The sequence below is a fragment of the Cyclobacteriaceae bacterium genome, assembly GCA_030584025.1.
Lineage (GTDB): Bacteria > Bacteroidota > Bacteroidia > Cytophagales > Cyclobacteriaceae > UBA2336.
The window spans coordinates 956,483-975,601 of record CP129487.1 but is presented as its reverse complement, the minus strand read 5'-3'; the positions used below and the strand labels follow the sequence as shown (position 1 = coordinate 975,601).

Sequence of the window (19,119 nt, the reverse complement as noted above, 5' to 3'; positions counted from 1 at the left end):
CTACTTTTTTTGAAAAATGGCGACTGATATGCCAAAAAATGGCGTTTCCAGCTTGTTTTAAGCGTTTTTTGCAGTCGTTATTGCAGTCTTTATCCAGTCGCGATTGGTTTTGATGGCGACTGATGGCGACTGCGCACCGGCTTTCAGTCGCTATGGGTTTTGATGGCGACTGGATAAAGACTGGATAAAGACTGATCTAATTACTTGTATTTCAGTTTATTACCTTAATTCAGTCTTTATTTTTACTAAATTATTATAAAGTGGGTGTAAAGGCTATATATATAGAGTGAATCCAATAAAAAAAGGGCTTTCGCCCTTTCACTTATTTTTCCGGATCCGGCCGGAATTGTATGTACCCTGCGCCATTGCTGCGCCAATCGCGCGGGTGTTTTATTTTTAAATGCAGCTCAGCATACTGGTGCAACCAGGTATTGAATTTTTTGCTGGTTAACCAGCTCTTAAAATCTGTGTTGGTTTGCAAAAAGTATTCGTACAGTTGGCGCTTATCAAATTCAAAATCTTCGAAACTGGTGGTGGTAGTCATGGTGCCGTTGAAGCGGTAATTTTCAAACGGCTTGCCGGTGCGTTCAATCACTTCGCGGCAATCGCTCATAAAATCAATAAATTCTGTGGCCGTGTGGTTCATTAGCTTGCGGGCCTCCAGGTTAATGGTTTCCGGCATAATCAAACCTTCCTTCAAAAATAGCTGCGCACAAAAGCAAATAAAGTTATCAAACAAGCTCCATTCGGTTTCATCCCAATCGCGGCCAAACCACTGGCCATAGTATTGGTGTGGGCTGCGATCTTCGCCAAAAAAATCGCTCATTTCGAATTCAATAATACGGTCGCGCTGGCTGGCCCCGATTATGTTTAGCGTTTTATTGGTGCTAATAATCATTTTTGCAAACTGCCTGAAGGGTGTCATGTATTTGGCGTTAACAATCATGCCTTCGGTTACATCGTTAAACACATCTTCAAAATCAAATTTGAAACGGCCACGGGTTTTTACATCGTTCAGGTGTACTACCTGCGTGCCCAGGGTAACATCTTCGTATTTGTTTTTGTTGCCACTGTCAAAATCCTTTCCGTTTATTTCGGTGTAGCTGCGCACGTAGCCCAGGCATTTGGCGAAAAGTGTTTTACCGGTACGGCCTTCGCTGGCTTCGCTTAAACTACTATCGGTAAGCAATACGGCCTTCAATTTGTATTCGTAAAAGTCATGCAGCAGGTAGCCGATAATGCTGCACAAACTTTGAAAACGGTTAACGTTATGCCCGCTTATCTGCCAACAAAAATCGGCAAATACACCTTTCGGATATTTTTCGGCTTCGCGCTCAGGTGCATCCAGGTCGATCAGTTTAAAATCACGGTCCAGCATTTGGGTATCCCATACGCTGCCGTTCATTTCTTCATACGGTTGCATGGTAATGCTGCTACGGGTAACGGTTACAAACCCGTTGCGAAAATAAAAGTACGTGTTGGCGGGTGTGTCTTTGTTGATAATTATGGGTTGATCGGTGCGCACGCGGGCAAATAAATCTTTGTTGAACAACGTTTTCATGCCCTTGTAAAACTTATTGAGCAAAATGGAGCTATCCACGTAGTGGCATTTTTCAAAGTTGTATTCCTTTCGGATAAAATTTTCAATGAAGTCGATTATTTGCTGGCGTGAAACGTTGCGGATTACGTTACCATCTAAACGTACAAACGCAAAGCTATCTTCTTTGCTGTTGGGTGTGTTGCCGGTTTCGTAGCGGGTAAAACCAAAGCTGGCCAGTAAGGCAATGAATTTTTCCAGGTCAATTTCAACACCTTTAAAAACTTCTTCACTGTCTTTATTCAGCGCAATTTGTTCGATAAAAAACGGCCAGCGTGTGGGGTCGCCTTCCAGGGTGTTAACCTTGTTTTTGCGCACCTTAATTTCATCGCTGCGCTTGTGGATGGCAATAAAATCATCAATGAGTTTTTTAAACGTTGGCCAGCTTATGTTGTATTGCTTGCCGATTTGTTTGGCGTATGCTTCGCGGGCTACGGGTTTGGGTATGTGTGCCAGGGTGCGGGCAATATCTTCAACCCGGTCGTTTTTAATGATTGGGTTTTCAATGTTGGCCAGCAGCTTATCGGCTTTCCAAAGTACACCATCTTGTTGGTGGCGTTGAATGTAATCGGCAAGTGAAGTGCATCCGTTGAACATGGGCAAATAAAAAAATGGTTATACGGTTTCGGGTTCATGTTTAACATTGGCAAAAGCCCTTATCAATTCATCCGGATCTATCTTTTTTCCATCATCGGTTTTGGGCATGGGCACAATGGCGGTTTCAAAACCGTGTTGGGTAAGTAAATCAATGCTGCGCAGTGCGCTGGCTTCTCCAGCGGCATCCGGATCCGGGAATAACACCACCTTGTTGGTGTACTTTTTAAGCAGGGCACATTGTTCAGGTGTTAAGGCTGTGCCACAGGTACCTACGGTGTTTTCGTGCCCGGCCTGGTGAAAGCTGATTACATCGGTGTACCCTTCAACTAACCCGGCCCACTTTACGGTGCGTATGGCTTGCTGCGCATAGTGCAGGCCAAACAACACACGCTTTTTATCAAATAGCACACTTTCGGGGCTGTTCATGTATTTGGGGTTGTACTTATCGGGTGTTAAGGCCCGGCCACCAAACCCGACTACTCGGCCCAAATGGTTGTGGATGGGAAACATAATGCGATTGCGGAAGGTATCATACACTACTTTATCCTTTTCGGTTACCAACCCGATTTTAAGCGCTGGCCCGATTAGCGCTTTTTCGTGCAGGATGCTGGTTAAAAACTTCCAGGCATCGGGTGTATAGCCACCGGAAACATCGCCCGGTGCCCAACCAATTTGCCATTGTGCCACGGTGTCGTTGGTGAATTGCCGGTTGGCCAGCTCCAGCGCTGCCGGGTGTGTATTGTGTAAAGCGTTTAGCTGTTCGTTGTAACGCCTGGAAGCGGCCAGCATAATTTTGTACAGTTGTTCGCGTTCGGTTTGTTGTTCGGTAGCCTTTTCGGTTTCTTCATACTCCACACGTTCGCCCACTTTGCCGGCAATGTCAACAATGGCCGAAACAAAATCCATGTTGTTCAGCTCCATTACAAAGCGTATGGCATCGCCACCCTTGCCCGTGCTGAAACATTTAAAAATATTTTTTGCCGGCACTACGTAAAACGATGGTGTTTTTTCGCTGGTGAACGGGCTTAGTGCCGTATAGTTTGCGCCTGCGCGTTTCAGGTCAATGTACCGACTGATTATGTCGTACACAGGTAATTCGCGTATGCGTTCAATGGTGCCGGGTGAAATCATTTGCTGATTTGCTGTTTTTGTGTTTGTAAAAGTTCAATAGCTTCTTTGAGTTCCTTCACGCGCTTGGGTGCAAAACGGTCGGCACCTTTGGCGGCCAGTGTTTGCTCCAGGTGCAGGCGTTTGGATAGTATGCGTATGGGGAATTTCATTGGATTTACTTTTTTATAGACCTACTGTGGCATTTACGGCCGCAATTATTTCCTGCATTACTTTTTGAGATGAATTGCGAAGCGTAAATAATCTACCAGCGCCAGTAAGCCTTAACTCACCATTGATATTGTAGGCTAAACCAACAGGTTTTTCATCTGAAAGCGGAATACGGGTAATACGTGTAAATTGGTTGGCATCAATCCAATAAAAAGCATTATCGCCAACCAACTTAATTTTAATTTTTGGTTTCATAGCTTCGGAAATTCAAGGTGTTGTTTGCCATCGAGTGTGTTGCCGGAAATTTTCTTACCTACTTTGTAGAGTAGAATAGGATGTTTACTTTCTTCATCAATGACCGTACACTTGTACTTATCAATTTTATCTAAATCAAAAGTTGTTTCGGAATTTTCTGCCACGTCCGTCCATGTTGCCCACTCGCCCCACTGCTTAAAAAAGAACGGCACGTTTGCGCTTGCGCACTGATCGCGTAGCGAGCGCACCCAATCGGGGTGCATGGGCCTGGCACCGTGGCCGCTTTCGCCACCGGCTATTACCCAATGAACACCCCCCTTGCCCCCCTCCAGGGGGGATAAGTATGCGGATAAATCAATTGGACCTAAAAGCGGTTCGCATGAAAGGAAACGCACGGCCGCGGGTATTTGCAGTAGCAGGGGTATGCGTTCGTTTGCTGTGGCCTGATCTTCGCAGCTTGTGCCAATCCAAACGTTATCCATTGGCATAATAAACCTCAAGTCGTTTGCTTTCGACTGGAAAAAATCAAGCGCTATGTCAGGTCTTTTAGTTAGAATTTGAAAAGTAGTATTCGGTAAATACCAAAATTCACGGAACACATCTGCGATAAAATTGAAAGGCACATGCGGATGAAATAAATCACTCATGCTGCACACGAAAACCTTTTTACCATCCCATTTTTTGTCATTCATGCGTATTTGATCAAATCGCTCAGGGTGCGTCATTACATCGGTAAATTTCCGATCGCCCCAAAAGCGGTTGGCAATGGTTTCGGCATAACAGTTTTTGCAGCCTTGCGATACTTTGGTGCACCCGGTTACGGGGTTCCAGGTGTAGTCAGTCCATTCAATTGTTGTTTTGTTCATGGCGTTAACAGGGTTAAAAAGTGATAGAACACAAAACCGAATACGGCACCGGCTACAAAGGCGGTAATTACTTTTGCTTTTAGCCGGGTGCGCTGTTGCTCCAGCTCAGCCACAAAGTTGGTAAGCTGTTTGGCGCGTCTTATGCGGGCGTGTTTACTCATGGCTTTTAGCAATTTGTGGTTCATGCTTTTGGTGTGCAATCGGGTATGGGTTACCCCATTCTAAAATGTACTCCCAAATTTTACACAACATGCCTTCCTGGTATGTTTCGCAACGCTTCATCAATGGAAGTAAATACCAAACCGTGCCACTGCCTTTGTATTTTTCCGTGGTTTCGTTGGTATAATGTATGGTCATTACTTGTGTACGCCTATCGTATAACGCCATCAAAATTTCTTTGCCGTAAAAAAATTGCTTCACTTTCTTACAAAAATTTCTCATGGCTACACCCGGTTAAACACGTACAACGATTGATTGAAAAACGCCAGTGTTGGCGAACATGCGGCTGCTGCGCGTGCCTGCATGGTGCGCACAAAATCTATTTTAAAGCCACGGGCTTCAACGGTTGGTACTACGTAGTCGGCATTGCGGCAATTGATGTGGCCGTGGCCGTTTTGCCCTTCAATGGCCCAACTTAATACCAATGTGCTGTTGCAAAAATTGGTTAGTGTATCCAGCACGTTGCTTTCATCTTCCGGGCGTATGTGCTCCAGCACTTCAATGCACAACACCTGGCCACGCATGATGTTTTTTGGCTTTATGGTGTGCATTTTAGTAATGTCAAATTCTTCAACGGCATCGGTTACGGCTATTTGCTTTATGCCGGGTGTGCCTTCGTAACCCATTACTTCGGTAAAGCCGTTATCTTCCAGGGCTTTTAAGTACCGGCCAATGCCACACCCAAAATCAAACACGGGTTGTTGCGCACTTAAATTTGCGCAAAGCCAATGCGCAAGGCCGGGCGAGTGTACATGCAGGGTTTTGGCTTCTTCGAGGCTCCAAATGGTTCCGTTCATAGGGTTATTGGTTAATTGGTTGGTATAGTGATCATCCCACGTGGCACCCCACACCTGGTTGTTGTTGTAATTGCGCTGGCCTACGTGTGCAACTTCTACTTCGCGGGTGGCCATTACTTTGCCGCCATAGCTTTGTATTAGGCGACTAAAAAACCAATCTTCCGGATCGGTTACGGGGTACAACCGGCCTTGCTTATCGGTGCGGATGTGGTCGTTAATGGTAAAATACAGGCTGCGCGCATAAGGCATTTGCATGTTTACAATGATGCACCCTGAGTTAACAAGTATGGGGTATTCGGTGGCTTCGAGTGCCTCAGCCACCGGTGCCTCAGCCATCCGAAAGTATTTGTGCAAGTCTGAAGCGCCAAAGGTTGGCGGCAGCTCCATTACCTGGTGCATGGTTAGGCGGCTAACAATGTTGAATGGATCCGGACTACCTAACGCGGTACTGGTTAGCCCGCTTTGATCTTTAAACGGCACCACTACGCTGAGTAAATCGGTTTCGTGCTTTTCGGCCAGGGCAATCAGTTTATCAACCCAATTTGGTTCGGGCACAATGTCGCCATGTAGCAGAAAAAACCATTTGATGTGCTTTTCTTGCGGGCGTTCGGCATTGTAGTTAAGGGCGGTGCTCCATATGCGGTTAAAGTTGGTGGCCAGCAAACTGCTGGTGCTGAAAATTTTCAGTATGTCCAGGTCGGTGCGGTTACTTGGAAAGTGAATAGCGCTTGCGGTTTTGTGTTCAAGCTGGCTGGTGTGTATGGGGCACCCGATTAAAATGGTAGTTCGTTTGGCTTGCATAAAGGCTTTTACTTTTTCGTATTCGTGTTGATCGTACATTATTGTTCAATTAGTTGTACCGATTTTATTTGCGCAGGCGGCACAATTACCGGTTGTGGGGCTTTCGCATCGGGGCAATAGCCGGTGTTTGCAATGCGCAGGGCTGAACCAATATTTTCAGGTGCGTTTAACGGCTGGCCTATGTTTAGTGCCGAACCAGCGAGGGGCATCAGGTGTGTGGTGCCATCAACGTGGGTAATTTTTGCGTACTTCTTTTTCATGGGTTTATGCGTTTTTGTAAAATGTATGCGATGTCTTTAATGCTGTCGATGGGTTCAGGTTTAAATTGGTATTCATCCCAAAGCATTTGCACCACACGGTCGTACCGTTCTTTGTCGAGCACGGCCCGCAACGGTTGGTGTTGTACCATGTTGCGGTACCCCACCACCGTTTCAATGCGATGCGTAATGATGGCCAACTGCCTGGCGCGGATGGCTTCAGGTGTTTCAGTTGCCGGGTTTGGTGTTATTGCTTTGCTCATATAATTCTTTGTGGATTTTCAGGTTTTCGATCAGCTTGGCGCAATCGGTGCGCGCTTTGTCGTTCATTTGCTGTGGGGTGGCTATGGCTAAGATGTGTTCATAGTGGTGTATCAAATAAATTACTCCTTCGTATGTGTGGCCCACTTCAATACCGTTGATCTTTGTTTTTTGATCGAGGTATATTTTTGCCGGGCGTTTGGGTTCTTGCATCAATAAAAAAGTTTACGTTGGCTGCTTATGCGTGGTGGCTGTGCAACGGGTTTAGGTATTCGGTTTTTCAGTGCTTCAATTTTGTGTGTGTAAGCCTGTACCTGTATGTAATCCCATTGCTGCACATTGTTGATCAATTCACGTTCAGCAAATTGTTTTACCACCAGCAAAAGCCGTTGCCGTTTAGTCATTAGTTGTACCGGGTTTTGTCGTTGTAAAATTTGTATGCCCGGTTGTATCGCTTGTATTGCAGCCAGCGAAATAGGTTGCCGATTAACGTGGCAAAAAGTAAGGATGCGTACAAGTAAATGGCTATCCAAAAAATGGCATCCAGTTTCAACACGTAAAAAATAACCAGCAACACTATTACCAGCATGGCGAACACGCCATTGTAATACCAAAAGTTGCCCAGGCGCAGGTATCGTAAAAAGTTCATGTGGTTTAGGTTTTTTGTTTAGCACGTTCGCGACTTGCTTTTATTAAATCTTGCTTAATCATTTCCAACACACCAATCAGTTCGTAAGTAGTCATGTTGGCTTGGGTTAAATCAATTTTGGTATTGGCAACACCATCAACCTTGTCAACCGTTACTTTTATTACAGAAGCCCCGTTGTTCATAGCTGTGTGTGATGGTTTTCAGTTTTCAATTTGCGCAGTTCGGTGCAGCGTTCGCACACATACTCACCCCTATGCACTAAAACTTTGTCGCCATCCGTTGCAAAGTGTATGGCATGGTTGGGTTTTACCGGTTGGTTGCAGTCGTTACATAGTTTTGGCGTTTGAGCCAACTGCAACTGTTTTACGGCAACCAAATTTTCGTGTATGTCGCGCAGCAGCTCAGCCACCACACTTGGCGGGTAGGTGTTTTGCATGGCTTCGCGCTGGTTGTTATCAAAGCTATCGCGCAGGGCTTCTACAAAGCTGATTTGTTGTTGTATGGTTGTCATGGCTGTGCGTTTAAAATTTTACCCTGAAAGTGTATGGCACCACTAAGCGAATACAGTAAATGGTATTTGCTTTTTGGGTTGTTAATCAGTTGCTCCATTGAGCTGCGATAAATGTTGTGTCGATCTTCGTGCTGATTGAGCACGTGCAAAAACTGCTTTAAATCGTACCTGCCGGTGCGTTGAAACAGGGCCAGCACATCAATGGTTTGTTCGTGCAGGCGTGGGTTTGGTGTAATGTTTACAGTCATTGGCAGGGGCATGAAATGGATGATCGATTATTGGTAATACTCACAAAGCAATTCGTGCTTTTGATTTTATAAATGCGTGTTGCATGATCCTGTTTGCTGTGTTGGATTGTAGCCACCAATTCAGCATCACTGAGCGTATCGGGTGTGGTTACTTTGCTTTTTGGCTGGCAGGCAAGCATTAACACGCCCAACACCAGGGCAAGGCCCAGCGGTAACTGTGGCGTGTGCTTTTTTACCTGGCTTGCCGGTGTTGGTGTGTTAATAAGATTATCGAGGCGCTTTTGCCATTTGGCCCGTGCTTTGCGTAGCACGCGCAATTGTTCGGGGCTGCAATACTGCTTACGCTGCAATTGGCCTTTAATGGTAGCCAGTGTGGTTATTATTCGGTTTGCGTTCATAGGGTGAAAATTCTACGTGGAAAAATTTCTACACTTGTGGGCAAAATTTTTTACTTCAAAGAAGTTTTAACCTTCAATCGTTTTTGGCGGATTGATTCAGCCTGCGGTATGTCGTGGTTCAGTAAATCTTCCACGTTGCAATCGAACACGCGGGCGTAGATAAACAGGCGATCGGACGGGATGGAAGATTTAGCACCGAAAGGAATTTTGCGATCGGCATAAAATTCGTTTTGACTTATTCCATAATCCTGCAAATGCTTCACAACATCACCGATGGATGTTGCGCGAGGCAATGAACCCACTTGCTCATTCAGGGTGTACTTATACTTGTGCTTTGCCTTGCCTTTTTTTGAGATGGGAATGACTTTGGCCATGTGTGTTGTGTTTGATTGTCCAAACATGGCAGGTATTTTGCATATTTCAAAAATTATTTCTTATAAATGCTAATTTTTTTATTAAACAGTTGATTTTCAGCTTCTTAATTTTGTTGAAAATTTTTGCATGATGCCCCTTGAATTAGGAGATATAATGAAAAAGCTGCGGGAATCGAAAGGTTTGAACCAAACGCAGTTGGCTGAGAAAACCGGATTTCCACTGAACACGATCCACCGGTATGAGAACGATTATAAAGATCGCATACCGTCTGATCGACTGGAAACTATTGCCCGTGCATTGGGCGAAACGGTTGATCATTTTTATCAGTATAAATCCAACCCTACTATGTTGGAGGAACCGGCAACATTTTACAGTAAAAGTAAGTCGGCAAAGGTTTCGGTTGTTGTAGAACTTGACGGCAGCATTGAGACGCTTAACAACCTTTTTACCATGCTAAAAAAGCTAAATACGGCAATATGAAGGCACTGTTATTTTTGATCGCGTTTCCTGTTCTTTCTTTAGCACAGGTAGCACCCACCACCCAGGAGGAATACAATTACATTACCAAAGGCTATAAAGAAACAGTTGAAAAGGGTTTAGATATCAAAACCGGCTACGCTATAAAAGATGCCTTTGATTATGCTTTCAATACGAACTACGAATTTAATTTTAAGCAAGTACTGCGCACATCAACCAATGAGGTAGCGGGCACACTTGTTATAGCAAAATCGAAGCTGTGGAGCAACACCTATTACTTGTGCATACCTAACGATTACGGTCGGTTGTACGAAGAATATTTTAAGTCGATTGCAGCTTGGGACCGTGCCATGCTTTACGAGTACTTTAAGGCATATTCGATGTATAGCATACGGTACTAAAGTGTGCCATAAAAGTGTGTCAAACATGCCCAAAATCAGGCACTTAAAAGCATCAGTAAAGGCCAAAATCATATCAAATTTTGATATTCCAAAGGAGTTAGTGTATTCGACTCCGGCTCCGGGTACAAAAGCCTCAGAAGTTTTCTGGGGCTTTTTTGTTTTTCCCTAACCAACGGGTCGAAACCCTCTTTGCAGCTAGTAAAGTTGAATTGTACGGAATGATGGCGCTTCTAATTAACCAAAACAAACGCTCCCCAATAATAGGGATCTTTATACACCTTTTTAATTTCCTGCTGTGCCAACTGAAATGCCTCTTCAATGCTGCGCTTGCCAGTCATCCAATTTTTATAAAACGATTCAAACAAAAGTCGGGTAGCTTCATCATCCACCTTCCATAGGCTCATTATAAGTTTCTCCACCCCGGCAATTTTGAATGCGCGTTGTAATCCAAAAACTCCCTCTCCCACTTCTACATGACCCAACCCTGTTTCACATGCCGATAACACAGCCAATTGCGTGCCTTCCAGATTCATTCCCTGAACTTCATAGGCGGTGAGAACTCCGTCATTTGAATCGGTTATACCTTGCTCCTGTTGATTCATCACTCCCGCAAACAACAACCCGGAATTAAACATCGCATCTGCACGTGCTGCTTCTTGCTCCTTAAACCAAAATCCATGTGTGGCCACATGTAAAATATCAGGTTTAGATTTTTTAAAGGCTTCTTCCGTTGCCTCTGCGCCTAGGTATTGTTCCACAGCCACGCGGTTCTTCTTTAGGGATGTGGCTACGCTTTCCACTTCTTTTTCAGTTCGGGGCAAATCACTCACATTACCCGATGCAATCTGCGCATGTGTAATCGCGCGCTCAGGATACGTTTCAGCATTATCAAATACCTCCTGCTTATTATAGTCATTTATATAATAAGCCGGTCTGCCCATCAACATAGCTTTTTTAACCTTTCTGCGAATGTTAGTTGCTGATGGCAATTCTTTGGCGCTCACAATTTGGTAAACCGTTAAGTCATCAATCAGGTAATTGCCTTTATCGGGATTGAACAGGGCATGCACATTTATCTGTGCATATACCCCGTCAGGCGAAAGAAAAACTTTTCGAACACCCTTTAAATATTCCTGAATCGGCTTCCAATAATCATAATAACTGATGCGATCTTCAATCCGGGCCTGAATGGAGTTTTGATATTTTTTCAATCCACGACCTTCCAAAAACTCACCGTTTTGTAAGAAGATAATTTCCGGGTATTCCGAATCGGGCTTGATGATGAATGCAGCATAAACTACCTGATCATTCGCAAGTGCTTTAAAGCGTTTAATTTCCACAACCGCTTCGCGTTGTTTTAATTTTTCCTTTACCTGCTGCCAAAACACAAACTTTTCAGAGGGTGCTGCAACAAGAGCGGTTTTATAAGATAAGGAAGCCCGAAGCGTATCCAGCTCAATTTTCAACTGCTCCAATTCCTCCTGAGAAGCATTGGCAGATTTTTGTCTTGCATACTGCTGTTGAAGTTCCTTAAACTGCTCATAGGATTTCTTAAGCGACTCATCTTTACTACTCTCCAGTGCCTTGCGCATATGTCGATACTGATACAACAGATTGACCTTGGCATCGAGCGCATGGGCAAATGCACGTTTCTTATTATCAATGATTACATCCTTTTCTGAAATAGTATCGCTGAGTATGCCTTCGAGAAACCAATCGTAAACCGGAAATAACGCCTCTTTCTGTTCATAGATATCCAGCAAATCGGTTTTGCCGCCCAGTTCTTGAAACAGTGCAACCGACTCACGTTCGTGATAGTACTCATTAATATATTCTCCGCTGTGCTGTATGGCTTGCTGGGGATGGCCTGCCAAAATGGAAGTGGCTGACAGTTTTCTCAACAATTTTCGGTAATCCGGTCCGTAAGGTTTAAAGGTATCATCATACATCATCATCACAGCTGCTTCCGAACCGATATCCAATACCATATTTTCATCGCCATAGGTTTGAATTATCTCTATCTCAGCTAACTCCTCCTTTTGTTGTGTACGAGATTCGTAGCCTTCTTGCCACTCATGCTTATAGACATCTGTATACAACACCAATGCCGACTTATATTCCTTAAGGCGAAACATCATATCACCATAAAGCTCCGTTCTTTCACGCCAATCAAAATCAATATTTATTCCCTTTGGTTTTTCAACAAATTGTTTCAGAATTTCTTTAACTCGTGAAGGATCAGAAGATTTTGAAAGCGCCAGAATACGGTTGTGCGAAACCTTCACCGTCCATTCATAAGCGCTAAACCTGCTCTTCAAAAAGTGATTCTGCAATTGTTCAAACCATTGGGCTGCCTCGGTATAATTACTGTCTGCATAATAAGCACAGCCCAACAGGTTAAGGGTATTGTAATAGGCTATTTGGTTGTCAGTATCCGATGTTGATTTGAGCAGGTTTTCGATTCGTTGCTTAGAACTTCGAAAAGTTTGGATAGCTTCCTTGTAATTTGCATTATCCATTTCCAGTTGGCCCTTATGGATTAACACTTTGATGTCACTCAACGCGTACGCTCCTTTCACATCTGAGGTATGATTAATCCAATCGGTGTAAAGGTTGGAAGCCAGCCATTTCCGATAAGGACTTACCCGGTTAGCATATTGATCACCAAGCCAATTGCTATACTGATATAACCAGGCTTTCCGGATGATATCAGCTTCTTGAACTTCATGCAAAATTTCAACCGGGCTCTTTTCCTTACGTTCAAACAACAAGCGATACGGTTGATTCACGCCTAGAAAATTTCGCCTGTTCTGATCAGCCCTCTCTTTGAATCTGACAGACAGCTCGAGTTCACCAATGGATATATAGTGGCCGGCAATAGCTTCAAGTAAATCTGCATATAGTGGATGTTCAACCCCAAGTTTTGACTCAGCTAGTAAAAGGGCCCGATTTAATATTCGTAATCGATCATGTACTTGATGCTTTTGATTCAGCATGGAAGCATAATCCATAAGTGATTGGATAAACAAATACGAAGAATCCAGTTTAGCGTCTTCAAATAATGCCAGCGCTTTTTCCATATAGACTAGCAGAACGGTATCCCTTTCTGAATATCGGTCGCCATGCGATGTAGCATAATCCATCAGGGCTACAGCGCTACGGACAGAATCGCTTTCAAAACGCTTTAACAGATTTGTTAGAGACTCCGTTTCTTCCGCAAACTCGGCTGCCCAAACGGCCCGCAAATACGACAAATGCGGATCATTACTTTGCTGTTCATTCAATGATAATATGTCAAACAATTCGCGTAAACGATCATACCCCTCAAATAAATCATCCTGTTGCATTTGCGTCTTAAGGAAATCATCAGCGGCTTTTTGCCAACGATTATCCTGGGCAGAGAGAATGTAAAAACAAAGAAAGAGGGAAATAAAAACGAAAATCGACTTCATGGTATGCATTAAACCTTTAAAAAAAGGAAATTGAGTCAATCTTAACAATGAATTGAAGTTTTTTCGAAAAATAACTTCAATATTTTTTTAATTATGCTTTAACAATTTCCGTCCCACTTTCAACAGATGCCACATAATGCGTCAGTGGCAATTTCATTTCAGCTTCATATTCACGTTTCAATGAGGATACCAGTTCGTCAATTGCATGCTCATACACAAGGTTTACAGTACAACCACCAAACCCCCCACCCATCATTCGGGCACCAATCACCGCTTCATTGTCCCTTACCCGGTCCACCAACCAATCAAGCTCCTTGCAACTAACCGCATACATATTTCGTAGCCCATCATGTGTTTCAAACACTTTTTTTCCCAACGCCCTCAAATTTCCTTGCTGAAGATCCTCACATCCGGTAAGCAGTCGTTGTATTTCTTGAACAACAAACCGGCTGCGTCTATCAATCAATTTATCTTTTGGCAAAACGTATGCATCCAGCATTGCTTCCGTGACATCACGCAAGGAATTTACACGAGGCTCATGCGCCCGAACCCATGCTACCGCTTGCTCACACTCTGTTCTTCGCGTATTATATTCCGATGAAGCCAACGAATGTTTGACATTGGTGTTTAACAATACCACTTTAACCCCATCAAGTTTAAAGGGCACATACGCATACGCCAGTGAACGACAATCCAGTTTTATCACATGATCCTTCTTACCCATCATGGAAGCAAACTGATCCATGATCCCACACATTACTCCGGCATATTCATGTTCGGCTTTTTGAGTCATTTTCACCATCGTCAGTTTATCCAGGTTGGTGCGCAAAACTTCATTCAACCCAAAAACAGTGGCACATTCTACTGCAGCTGATGAAGACATACCCGCACCAATGGGAATATCGCTAACGAGCACTGCATTAAAACCACGCAGTCGGATTCCTCTTTTTATAAACTGGGCCGCAGAACCAAGTATGTAATTCGGCCAACTGTTACCGGCAACCGGCTGCATATCGGCTACGTTAACGCAGAACGATTCATTGAAGTCAAGCGCCTTCAAATGAATCTCATCATCATCGCGAAGTGTAATGCCGATGTATGCCGCTTTATCAATGGCAGCCGGCAACACAAAGCCTTCGTTATAATCCGTATGCTCTCCGATTATATTGATCCGGCCGGGCGACCGAACGATAAGCGGATTTCCGTGAAATGATTCTTCAAATGCGTTATGAAGTTTCGTAATTAACGTATTCATCATATCTGGAATATAAGTGCCTAAATATAAAGCTTCACATCAATTGAAACCACAGCACAACAGCATACATCACACTTGTATGAATAATTTTTTTCGTATGTTCGATCTGATTTTTTTGACACCAACTCAAGCAAACGATGAAACTCGAAGCCATTGATCATTTACTAAAACCCTTCAACAGCTTCATCAAAAACGAATCAACCGCGGGTATTTTTCTGCTGTTGTGTTCTATTGCTGCCTTAATTCTTTCCAACTCGCCCTGGCACGATGAGTTTCATCATTTCTGGGAACATGAATTTACCGTTGGCATAGCTGGCTACACCATTTCCAACACCCTTCACCACTGGATTAACGATGGACTGATGGCCATGTTCTTCTTTGTGGTAGGCCTTGAACTGAAGCGCGAAATTATGGGTGGCGAATTGGCTTCACCACGCAATGCCGTTTTACCCTTAGCCGCAGCCGTTGGTGGTATGCTTGCACCTGCACTCATCTTTGCCTGCTTCAACTATGATAAACCTTCTTCAAGCGGTTGGGGAATTCCCATGGCCACAGACATTGCCTTTGCGCTGGGTATCCTTTCTTTGCTTGGTGATCGTGTACCCTTATCAGTAAAAATATTTTTAACTGCATTAGCCATTGCCGATGACCTCGGTGCCGTGTTGGTTATTGCCATTTTTTACACATCCGAAATCTCATTTTTAAACCTGGCAACAGGTGCCGTGTTCATGATCACGTTAATGACGGCCAACTACCTGGGGGTACGCAGCACCTTGTTTTATGGAATCGTGGGTATCGGTGGATTATGGCTCGCCTTTCTCATGTCGGGTGTGCATGCCACGGTGGCGGGTGTGTTGGCTGCGCTCACCATTCCGGCACGGACAAAAATTGATGAAGTGGGTTTTGCTACCCGACTCAGAAATTATGTGAAAGAGTTCGAAGCCATTCCCCCTAACGATGTTACGCTGTTGGAACCCGAGCAACTTCATGTGGTTGAGAAAATCAAAAAATTAACGCGTGCAGCTTCCACTCCCCTACAACGTTTGGAGCACGCACTTCACCCAATTGTATTGTTTATCGTGATGCCGATCTTCGCCTTGGCAAATGCCGGTATATCGCTAAAGGGAATTTCCTTTTCTGAAGCGATTACGCCCGTTAGCCTGGGTGTATTTTTTGGATTACTGATTGGAAAATTTATAGGCGTAGTGGGCGTAAGTTGGTTTACGTTAAAAATGGGATGGGCTCAACTGCCTTCCGACATGTCGTTTAAAAATTTATACGGAGTGGGTATGCTGGCAGGTATAGGCTTTACCATGTCGTTATTCATTACCAATCTCGCCTTTCGATCGCCCGATGTTATTCTCGAGGCAAAAGTAGGTGTACTTTCCGCCTCCATACTGGCAGGCGCAGTGGGCTTTTTACTGTTGAAAAAGACGCTGCCTAAATCCGGTGATAGCCAGTGAAATTGTTTATTTTTGCAGTAAATTATTCACATCGGCAGTCTCCCGCTCAGTTGATCGCTTTTCTGCCCGTTTAACCGTAATCATCACTTAAAAAACACATCATGCAAATCGCAAAAAACACCGTAGTTTCCATTCATTATACCTTACGTGATAACCAGGGTAATGTACTTGATTCCAGTATTGGAAAAGATCCATTGCACTACATTCAAGGCATCGGCAACCTGATTCCGGGTATGGAAGAAGGACTGGAAGGTAAACAGAAAGGTGATAAACTGGATATTAAAGTAAGTCCTGAAAAAGGATATGGTGAGCGTAACGACTCCCTTATGCAAAAAGTACCCCGCACTGCTTTTGGTGATCAGGAAGTAAGACCAGGCATGCAGTTTCAGGCACAAACCAGTCAGGGAGCTCAAATTGTAACCATTACTGAAGTTGGATTGGAAAGCGTTACCGTTGATGGCAACCATCCATTAGCCGGAGTTGAACTCAACTTTGATGTAGAAGTGATGGAAGTGCGCAACGCAACATCAGATGAACTGGCTCATGGCCACGTACACGGACCGGGCGGACATCACCACTAGGAATTTTGATTATGACGCTAAAGAGGAAGAAGTTATTCTTCCTCTTTCTTTTTGTTGCTCATCTTGCAAAAGTTATCCATGCCAAGGTGCATCAACGCATCTCCGGCATTAACAACCGGAATGTTATTCAACCCGATGATGTATCCGGTTTCGCTGGCAATCACTTTTTCCTTTGCTGTACCAAACGGATCGGTAATGGTGCCAACCCATTCACCCTTGTGCACCAACTGCCCACATGAAACATTGGCATGAAACAATCCGGCATGTTTTGCGCGCACCCAACCCGAACTCCAGATGATGCGATTCTCCTCCTTCGGCTCGGGTGACCAGTCGATCATGTTCAGGTGATGCATCAACCGCAGCGTTCCGGCTATCCCTTCCTCTATGGCTTGCTGATCAAATCGTAACGACTCACCGCCTTCATACACAATTATGTTCTTGCCCTTCTTTGCCGCTTCTTTGCGTAATGAACTGGGACGAAAGGGTGCATCCAAGGTAAACGGTGCACGGAAGGCATTGGCCAGCTCCATGTTCTTTTCATTGTTTAGTACGGCACGCACCTGCGGATAGTTGGTGCGCATGGCACCACCCGTATGAAAATCAATGCCGTAATCAATAAATGGAATAATATCGTGTGTAACATGCCACGCCACGCGACTGGCCAACGATCCGTTTTTGCTTCCGGGAAAAGAACGGTTCACATCTTTCCCATCGGGCACTTCGCGTGAGAAATTTAAAAATCCGTATACATTAATAATAGGCATGCACACAACGGTTCCACGCTTGGGTTGATGTAGCCCGCCATCCAAAATCCTGCGCACAATTTCCAATCCGTTAATTTCATCGCCATGCATGCCGGCCATTAATGCCAGCACCGGACCATCTTCCATGCCTCGTGAAACATAAATCGGAGTATCGATTAAAGTTTGCGATGGCAAACGTGCCACGTTGATTTTAATCTCCTTAAACTCACCGGGCCGGATTTCCTCATTGGCGATACGAACAAGCTTCATGCGTTCACTTTATCTTTCTGAATTTTCTTTTTCCCGGCATGTTTCTCCAGGTACTGAATGATCTTTCCGGCTATATCGAGCTTGGTGGCACCTTCAATGCCTTCAAGACCTGGTGATGAATTTACTTCAACAATGAGTGGACCACGTTTAGAGGGCAACAGATCAACGCCAGCTATACCCAGGCCCATTTTTTTTGCAGCGGCAACAGCAGCCGATTTTTCAGCGCGTGAAAGTTTGACAACCGTGGCTTTCCCTCCACGGTGCAGGTTGGATCTGAACTCACCATCGCGCGTGGCTTCACGTTTCATAGCGCCTACCACTTCACCATCCACCACAAACGCACGGATGTCCGTGCCTTTCGCTTCTTTGATAAACTCCTGCACAATAATGCGCGCATGTAAGCCATGAAAGGCTTCAATAACCGATTGAGCCGCCTTCTTATTTTCTGCCAATACTACGCCAAGTCCCTGCGTGCCTTCCAGCAACTTAATGACAACGGGCGCGCCACCTACTGCTTCAATGATGCCTTCCGTATCGCGGGAGTAATCCATGAAAATCGTTTTTGGTAAGCCTAAACCCGCACGTGAAAGAATCTGCAAGCTTCGCAATTTATCGCGTGAGCGAATAAGGGCTTGTGATTCAATGGCTGAAAAAACTTTCATCATCTCAAATTGCCGCACCACCGCAGCACCATAAAAGGTAACGGAAGCACCAATACGTGGAATGATCGCATCGAAGTAATCCAACCTGCGGCCCTGGTATAAGACCACTGGATTTTTCTTTTCAATAAAAAGCACACATTTCATGTGATCGATAATCTCCACATTATGGCCGCGTTTTTCACCAGCTTCCTTAATTCGCCTGGTAGAATATAACTTGGAATCGCGGGAAAGTATGGCAATGTTCATGAAGAATCGGTGTTACGATTTGGAAACCTTTTTTTCTTATTCCGGTAAGATAGATTTTTTTTAGTTACATCTATCACAAAACGGTTACGTAAAATCTTACGTCCCAATAAAATAGGAAAACGAAGCGCATCCCTATCGCTTAGCGAAAATTCAGTCTGCATTTCCTCCTCAAAAATCTTAATCGTTGTCTTTATGATGTACCGATGCTCAGCCACCCCAAAGGAATTTTTAATCAGCCGGGTTTCAAATTCTTTAAAGTAAAACACCATCCCGGTAAATTCCGGATGCTCATCATCAAGCAGCACAAACTCCAGTACGCCATTTTTTACTTCAGCACGCGAGCAATGCAGGCTGCTCGTATAAGCGCCTGTGTCGATTTTGGCGTGTATGTTGTACAACCCCAATCCGGGCAGATCAACCCGATCGGAACGACCTAACGTATGCATTTACAATAATTGTT

27 protein-coding genes are annotated in these 19,119 nt (G+C 44.4%); 4 read left to right on the top strand and 23 right to left on the bottom strand.

The window, feature by feature from the left end:
* Positions 1-322 precede the first annotated feature (322 nt).
* From QY309_04715 to QY309_04630, 18 genes are read right to left on the bottom strand one after another with little or no spacing between them, the layout of a single operon-like run.
* Entirely contained in the window at positions 323-2,194 is a 1,872-nt protein-coding gene (locus tag QY309_04715; protein WKZ60783.1) for a hypothetical protein, read from the bottom strand.
* A gap of 18 nt (positions 2,195-2,212) precedes the next feature.
* The gene (dnaG, locus tag QY309_04710) at positions 2,213-3,325 is read right to left on the bottom strand and encodes a DNA primase (GenBank protein WKZ60782.1); all 1,113 of its coding nucleotides are present in this window, start codon (positions 3,323-3,325) and stop codon (positions 2,213-2,215) included.
* Positions 3,322-3,474: a hypothetical protein gene (locus tag QY309_04705; GenBank protein WKZ60781.1), complete on the bottom strand. Its 153-nt coding sequence runs from the start codon at positions 3,472-3,474 to the stop codon at positions 3,322-3,324. Before QY309_04705 ends, dnaG begins: the two co-directional genes overlap by 4 nt.
* 13 nt (positions 3,475-3,487) lie before the next feature.
* A complete protein-coding gene (locus QY309_04700; GenBank protein ID WKZ60780.1) occupies positions 3,488-3,727 on the bottom strand; it encodes a hypothetical protein in 240 nt (79 codons plus the stop codon).
* Complete coding sequence (locus QY309_04695; GenBank protein ID WKZ60779.1) at positions 3,724-4,593, bottom strand: phage Gp37/Gp68 family protein; 870 nt, start codon at positions 4,591-4,593, stop codon at positions 3,724-3,726. The genes QY309_04700 and QY309_04695 overlap by 4 nt, the downstream gene beginning before the upstream one ends.
* Positions 4,590-4,754, bottom strand: a complete 165-nt coding sequence (locus QY309_04690; protein ID WKZ60778.1) for a hypothetical protein — start codon at positions 4,752-4,754, stop codon at positions 4,590-4,592. The genes QY309_04695 and QY309_04690 overlap by 4 nt, the downstream gene beginning before the upstream one ends.
* Complete coding sequence (locus tag QY309_04685; GenBank protein WKZ60777.1) at positions 4,747-5,034, bottom strand: hypothetical protein; 288 nt, start codon at positions 5,032-5,034, stop codon at positions 4,747-4,749. Before QY309_04685 ends, QY309_04690 begins: the two co-directional genes overlap by 8 nt.
* A 2-nt stretch (positions 5,035-5,036) precedes the next feature.
* Positions 5,037-6,449, bottom strand: coding sequence for a hypothetical protein (locus QY309_04680; GenBank protein WKZ60776.1), 1,413 nt, complete (start codon positions 6,447-6,449; stop codon positions 5,037-5,039).
* Entirely contained in the window at positions 6,449-6,670 is a 222-nt protein-coding gene (locus QY309_04675; GenBank protein WKZ60775.1) for a hypothetical protein, read from the bottom strand. The genes QY309_04680 and QY309_04675 overlap by 1 nt, the downstream gene beginning before the upstream one ends.
* Positions 6,667-6,930 carry a hypothetical protein gene (locus QY309_04670; GenBank protein WKZ60774.1) on the bottom strand — a complete coding sequence of 88 codons (264 nt, stop codon included), beginning with the start codon at positions 6,928-6,930 and terminating at the stop codon, positions 6,667-6,669. Before QY309_04670 ends, QY309_04675 begins: the two co-directional genes overlap by 4 nt.
* Complete coding sequence (locus QY309_04665; protein WKZ60773.1) at positions 6,896-7,141, bottom strand: hypothetical protein; 246 nt, start codon at positions 7,139-7,141, stop codon at positions 6,896-6,898. The genes QY309_04670 and QY309_04665 overlap by 35 nt, the downstream gene beginning before the upstream one ends.
* Complete coding sequence (locus QY309_04660; GenBank protein ID WKZ60772.1) at positions 7,141-7,332, bottom strand: hypothetical protein; 192 nt, start codon at positions 7,330-7,332, stop codon at positions 7,141-7,143. The genes QY309_04665 and QY309_04660 overlap by 1 nt, the downstream gene beginning before the upstream one ends.
* Positions 7,332-7,577 carry a hypothetical protein gene (locus QY309_04655; protein WKZ60771.1) on the bottom strand — a complete coding sequence of 82 codons (246 nt, stop codon included), beginning with the start codon at positions 7,575-7,577 and terminating at the stop codon, positions 7,332-7,334. Before QY309_04655 ends, QY309_04660 begins: the two co-directional genes overlap by 1 nt.
* Before the next feature lie 5 nt (positions 7,578-7,582).
* Entirely contained in the window at positions 7,583-7,759 is a 177-nt protein-coding gene (locus QY309_04650; protein ID WKZ60770.1) for a hypothetical protein, read from the bottom strand.
* Positions 7,756-8,088, bottom strand: a complete 333-nt coding sequence (locus QY309_04645; GenBank protein WKZ60769.1) for a hypothetical protein — start codon at positions 8,086-8,088, stop codon at positions 7,756-7,758. Before QY309_04645 ends, QY309_04650 begins: the two co-directional genes overlap by 4 nt.
* Positions 8,085-8,336 carry a hypothetical protein gene (locus QY309_04640; GenBank protein ID WKZ60768.1) on the bottom strand — a complete coding sequence of 84 codons (252 nt, stop codon included), beginning with the start codon at positions 8,334-8,336 and terminating at the stop codon, positions 8,085-8,087. Before QY309_04640 ends, QY309_04645 begins: the two co-directional genes overlap by 4 nt.
* Positions 8,333-8,734 (bottom strand): hypothetical protein, encoded by a 402-nt coding sequence (locus tag QY309_04635; protein ID WKZ60767.1) that lies wholly within the window; start codon positions 8,732-8,734, stop codon positions 8,333-8,335. Before QY309_04635 ends, QY309_04640 begins: the two co-directional genes overlap by 4 nt.
* Positions 8,735-8,784: 50 nt before the next feature.
* Positions 8,785-9,108 carry a hypothetical protein gene (locus QY309_04630; protein WKZ60766.1) on the bottom strand — a complete coding sequence of 108 codons (324 nt, stop codon included), beginning with the start codon at positions 9,106-9,108 and terminating at the stop codon, positions 8,785-8,787.
* 130 nt (positions 9,109-9,238) lie between these two features.
* Here QY309_04630 and QY309_04625 point away from each other — a divergent pair, with 130 nt between their 5' ends.
* Together QY309_04625 and QY309_04620 are read left to right on the top strand one after the other, a co-directional pair.
* Entirely contained in the window at positions 9,239-9,589 is a 351-nt protein-coding gene (locus tag QY309_04625; GenBank protein ID WKZ61681.1) for a helix-turn-helix transcriptional regulator, read from the top strand.
* A complete protein-coding gene (locus QY309_04620; GenBank protein WKZ60765.1) occupies positions 9,586-9,987 on the top strand; it encodes a hypothetical protein in 402 nt (133 codons plus the stop codon). The genes QY309_04625 and QY309_04620 overlap by 4 nt, the downstream gene beginning before the upstream one ends.
* 230 nt (positions 9,988-10,217) lie before the next feature.
* Here QY309_04620 and QY309_04615 read toward each other — a convergent pair whose 3' ends face one another.
* Both QY309_04615 and galK read right to left on the bottom strand, forming a co-directional pair.
* Positions 10,218-13,439: a CHAT domain-containing protein gene (locus QY309_04615; GenBank protein ID WKZ60764.1), complete on the bottom strand. Its 3,222-nt coding sequence runs from the start codon at positions 13,437-13,439 to the stop codon at positions 10,218-10,220.
* 91 nt (positions 13,440-13,530) lie between these two features.
* Positions 13,531-14,697: a galactokinase gene (galK, locus tag QY309_04610; GenBank protein WKZ60763.1), complete on the bottom strand. Its 1,167-nt coding sequence runs from the start codon at positions 14,695-14,697 to the stop codon at positions 13,531-13,533.
* 134 nt (positions 14,698-14,831) lie between these two features.
* On the opposite strand from galK, the gene nhaA reads away from it, so the two are divergent.
* Both nhaA and QY309_04600 read left to right on the top strand, forming a co-directional pair.
* Positions 14,832-16,157 carry a Na+/H+ antiporter NhaA gene (nhaA, locus tag QY309_04605; protein ID WKZ60762.1) on the top strand — a complete coding sequence of 442 codons (1,326 nt, stop codon included), beginning with the start codon at positions 14,832-14,834 and terminating at the stop codon, positions 16,155-16,157.
* A 101-nt stretch (positions 16,158-16,258) separates the two neighbouring features.
* Complete coding sequence (locus QY309_04600; protein WKZ60761.1) at positions 16,259-16,738, top strand: peptidylprolyl isomerase; 480 nt, start codon at positions 16,259-16,261, stop codon at positions 16,736-16,738.
* 32 nt (positions 16,739-16,770) lie between these two features.
* On the opposite strand, the gene QY309_04595 is transcribed toward QY309_04600, so the two are convergent.
* Genes QY309_04595 through QY309_04585 form a run of 3 tightly spaced genes read right to left on the bottom strand, consistent with a single transcriptional unit; the run spans position 16,771 to position 19,105 of the window.
* Positions 16,771-17,751 carry a succinylglutamate desuccinylase/aspartoacylase family protein gene (locus QY309_04595; protein ID WKZ60760.1) on the bottom strand — a complete coding sequence of 327 codons (981 nt, stop codon included), beginning with the start codon at positions 17,749-17,751 and terminating at the stop codon, positions 16,771-16,773.
* The gene (rimK, locus tag QY309_04590) at positions 17,748-18,659 is read right to left on the bottom strand and encodes a 30S ribosomal protein S6--L-glutamate ligase (GenBank protein ID WKZ60759.1); all 912 of its coding nucleotides are present in this window, start codon (positions 18,657-18,659) and stop codon (positions 17,748-17,750) included. The genes QY309_04595 and rimK overlap by 4 nt, the downstream gene beginning before the upstream one ends.
* Positions 18,656-19,105 (bottom strand): RimK/LysX family protein, encoded by a 450-nt coding sequence (locus QY309_04585; GenBank protein WKZ60758.1) that lies wholly within the window; start codon positions 19,103-19,105, stop codon positions 18,656-18,658. The genes rimK and QY309_04585 overlap by 4 nt, the downstream gene beginning before the upstream one ends.
* Between the last annotated feature and the right edge of the window lie 14 nt (positions 19,106-19,119).